Genomic DNA, 4,297 nt, shown 5'->3' on the forward strand with positions numbered 1-4,297 from the left:
CCCCCCCCCGGCCCCCCCCGCCGCTGTCGCTGGCGGAGGAGTATCTGGCGCGCAAGATCCCCGTCACCCTGATCAACCGCCATGCGGACCTCGCCGGCTGCGACCGGGTGTGCAGCGATAACGCCCAGGGAGCGAAGCTGGTGGCGGATCTGTTCAGCCGCCGAGGCTGGCGGCAGGTTGGCTTTATTGGCGAAAATCGCGAGAACTTCAGCACCCGCCAGCGCTATGAGGCTTTTATCGCCCGGACGTCGGATATGGCGGTGAGCAGCCGCTTCTGCGACGGCGGCGGCTATCAGGCCGGCTACCAGGCTGCCAGAGAATTGGTTGCTGAAAACCCCGGGATGCAGGCGCTGTTTTGCGCCACCGATATGCTGGCGCTGGGCGCCCAGGACGGCCTGCGGGACGCCGCCGCCCCGCTGCCGGCCATCGTCGGCTTTGACGATATCCCGCAGGCGGACTGGCAGCCCTATCAGCTCACCACCGTTCAGCAGAATACCGCCCTGCTGGCCCACCACGCGGTGGATTTGTTAATGACGCGGATCGCCCGCTTCAGCCTGCCCTCGCGCCATCGCGAAGTGCCGGTGAAACTAATTATTCGTCATAGTGCGAAATGAAAAAATCATTTTATGCTGGAGCGATCACAGAATCTTCTGCGAAACCCGGCCACACTCATTCGGCCCTTCGGGGCTGTTTTTTTCACGCAAAATGCACACGTGTGCAAAATAGGGAGTCACTATGCAATCTCAGGAATCAGAAGCGCTACAGGCCCGCTACCGTCTGGCCTGCGAGCTGGCGAAAGCGGGGGCTGAGCTGGCGTTTGAATACTATCAACAGCGCGAGGCGTTGACCGTCGACCATAAGGGCGACGACCTGCAGGATGTGGTCAGCGTGGCCGATAAGCGGGTGGAGGCCTTTGTCAAACAGCGCATTCAGAGCGCGTTTCCGGAGGATGGTTTTCTCGGCGAAGAGAGCGGCGCTCGCCTGCCCGACGCGCGAGTGCTGTGGGTGGTCGACCCCATCGATGGCACCAGCTGTTTCCTCAACGGCCTGCACACCTGGTGCCTGTCGCTGGCGATCGTCGCCGACGGCGAACCGGTCATCGGCGTGGTCTACGACCCCAACCATCGCGAGCTGTTTCACGCCCTGCGGGGCCATGGCGCCTGGCTCAACGACGCTCCGATCCGTCCGCACCCCGCGACGACGGTCAAAGAGGGCGTGATGGGCGTCGGCACCTCGCATCGCGTCACCCCGGCGGACTTTCTGCCGTTTCTGCAGGCGCTGCTCAGCGACGGCGGCATGTTTATCCGCAACGGCTCCGGGGCGTTGATGAGCGCCTGGGCGGCGGCGGGCCGGTTGATTGGCTACTACGAGCCGCACATGAACCCGTGGGACGCCCTGCCGGGGCTGGTGCTGATGCGCGAAGCGGGCGGCGCCAGCAACGATTTTCTGGCGCAGGAGGGGATCCAGCGCGGCAATCCGCTGCTGCTGGCCAGCCCAACGCTCTACCCGCAGCTGAAAAAGATGATCCCACAACCATTACATTAACCCTTACGGGTCAGGCTATCTCTGATTATGTACTCTACACAGTAACGATAACTTCATTCACGGACGAACCACATCAATCAGTCAGGCCTCCGACCTGCGGAGAACCACCTATGTCTGGAATTATCGCTTTTTTCCGGGCGTCGCCGCCGAAAGCGGGCGCCGCGTTTGATGAACACCGTTTTCGCCGGGTGCGCTGGCAAACCTTTATCGCCATGACCCTGGCCTACGTCACCTTTTACGTCTGCCGGTTATCCTTCACCGTCGCCAAAAGCGCGCTGGTGGAGCTGGGGATCACCCCGACGGAGCTCGGCATGATCGGCTCTACCCTGTTCTTCAGCTACGCCATCGGCAAACTGGTCAATGGTTTTATCGCCGATCACGCCAACGTGGTGCGCTATATGAGCCTCGGTTTATTGCTCAGCGCCGGGATGAACCTGATGATGGGGATGACCACCAACGCCCTGCTGCTGGCCATCTTCTGGGGGATCAACGGCTGGGCGCAGTCGATGGGCGTCGGCCCCTGCGCGGTCTCGCTGGCGCGCTGGTACGGCGTTAAGGAGCGCGGCACCTTCTATGGCATCTGGTCGACGGCGCATAATATCGGCGAGGCGGTGACCTATATGGTGATCGCCGCGGTGATCGCCGGGTTTGGCTGGCAGATGGGCTACCTGTCCACCGCCGCGCTCGGCGCCGCCGGCGTGGTGCTGCTGGTGCTGTTCATGCACGATTCGCCGCAGAGCAGCGGCTTCCCGTCCATCAACGTCATCCGCGATGAACCGCAGGAAGAGGTCGAAGCCCGCGGCTCGGTGTTTAAAAACCAGCTGCTGGCGCTGCGCAACCCGGCGCTGTGGACCCTCGCCCTCGCCTCCGCCTTTATGTACATCGACCGCTACGCCGTCAACTCCTGGGGGATCTTCTTTCTCGAGCAGGATAAAGCTTATTCCACCCTGGAGGCGTCCGGGATTATCGGCGTCAACGCTATCGCCGGCATCGCCGGGACCATCATCGCCGGCATGCTCTCCGACCGCTTTTTCCCGCGCAACCGCAGCGTGATGGCCGGGTTTATCAGCCTGCTGAACACCGCCGGCTTCGCCCTGATGCTCTGGTCGCCGCACAATTACTACACTGATATTCTGGCGATGATTATCTTCGGGGCCACTATTGGCGCTCTGACCTGCTTCCTTGGCGGGCTGATCGCCGTCGATATCTCTTCGCGCAAGGCCGCCGGGGCCGCGCTCGGCACCATCGGCATCGCCAGCTACGCCGGCGCCGGCCTGGGCGAGTTTCTCACCGGGATCATTATTGATAAAACGGCTATCCTTGAAAACGGCAAAACGCTGTATGATTTCAGCACGTTGGCGCTGTTCTGGGTGGGTACCGGTCTGGGTTCCGCGCTACTCTGTTTTACCACTGCCGCCATCGTCGCCCGGCGCCATGCCGTCGAACGGCAGACCTCGTTCTCCTCATAACCGATTAACGAATAAGGAAGAAGATATGATGCCTGCAAGACATCAGGGACTGTTACGCCTGTTTATCGCCTGCGCGCTGCCGCTGCTGGCGCTGCAATCTGCCGCCGCCGCGGACTGGCAGCTGGAGAAAGTGGTCGAGCTCAGCCGCCACGGTATTCGTCCGCCGACGGCCGGCAACCGGGAAGCCATCGAGGCCGCCACCGGACGACCGTGGACCGAGTGGACCACCCATGACGGGGAGCTCACCGGCCATGGCTATGCCGCCGTGGTCAACAAAGGGCGTGCGGAAGGCCAGCATTACCGCCAGCTCGGCCTGCTGCAGGCCGGATGCCCGACGGCGGAGTCGATATACGTGCGCGCCAGCCCGCTGCAGCGGACGCGAGCGACCGCCCAGGCGCTGGTGGATGGCGCCTTCCCCGGCTGCGGCGTCGCTATCCATTATGTCAGCGGGGATGCCGATCCCCTGTTTCAGACCGACAAGTTCGCCGCCACGCAAACCGACCCCGCCCGCCAGCTGGCGGCGGTGAAAGAGAAGGCCGGGGATCTGGCGCAGCGTCGGCAGGCGCTGGCGCCGACCATCCAGCTATTGAAACAGGCGGTTTGTCAGGCCGATAAGCCCTGCCCGATCTTCGATACCCCGTGGCAGGTCGAGCAGAGCAAAAGTGGGAAGACCACCATTAGCGGACTGAGCGTGATGGCCAATATGGTGGAGACGCTGCGTCTCGGCTGGAGTGAAAACCTGCCTCTCAGCCAGCTGGCGTGGGGCAAGATCACCCAGGCCAGGCAGATCACCGCCCTGCTGCCGCTGTTAACGGAAAACTACGATCTGAGTAACGATGTGTTGTATACCGCGCAAAAACGCGGGTCGGTGCTGCTCAACGCTATGCTCGACGGCGTCAAACCGGAGGCGAATCCGAACGTACGCTGGCTGCTGCTGGTGGCCCATGACACCAACATCGCCATGGTACGCACGCTGATGAACTTTAGCTGGCAGCTGCCGGGCTACAGCCGGGGAAATATCCCGCCGGGCAGCAGCCTGGTGCTGGAGCGCTGGCGCAACGCGAAGAGCGGAGAACGCTATCTGCGGGTCTATTTCCAGGCGCAAGGCCTCGACGACCTGCGTCGTCTGCAGACGCCGGACGCGCAGCACCCGATGCTGCGTCAGGAGTGGCGTCAGCCGGGCTGCCGTCAGACCGACGTTGGTACGCTGTGTCCCTTCCAGGCGGCCATCACCGCGCTGGGTCAGCGTATCGACCGGTCATCCGCCCCGGCGGGAGCCCTGG

General features: G+C 63.0%; 4 protein-coding genes. All 4 read left to right on the top strand.

Annotation, left to right across the window (positions count from 1 at the left end):
* Positions 1–614 (top strand): substrate-binding domain-containing protein (locus HMPREF9538_RS12955; protein ID WP_009485213.1); only part of this gene is annotated, 614 nt, incomplete at its 5' end.
* A gap of 121 nt (positions 615–735) precedes the next feature.
* Positions 736–1,545, top strand: coding sequence for an inositol monophosphatase family protein (locus HMPREF9538_RS12950; protein ID WP_004151655.1), 810 nt, complete (start codon positions 736–738; stop codon positions 1,543–1,545).
* Positions 1,546–1,655: 110 nt separating this feature from the next.
* The gene (locus HMPREF9538_RS12945; RefSeq protein ID WP_002894151.1) at positions 1,656–3,014 is read left to right on the top strand and encodes an MFS transporter; all 1,359 of its coding nucleotides are present in this window, start codon (positions 1,656–1,658) and stop codon (positions 3,012–3,014) included.
* A 25-nt stretch (positions 3,015–3,039) separates the two neighbouring features.
* Positions 3,040–4,297: histidine phosphatase family protein (locus HMPREF9538_RS12940; RefSeq protein WP_009485214.1), on the top strand; the 1,258-nt coding region annotated here is incomplete at its 3' end.

Origin of the sequence: Klebsiella sp. MS 92-3 (assembly GCF_000195655.1) — a bacterium.
Taxonomy (GTDB): Bacteria; Pseudomonadota; Gammaproteobacteria; order Enterobacterales; family Enterobacteriaceae; genus Klebsiella; species Klebsiella pneumoniae.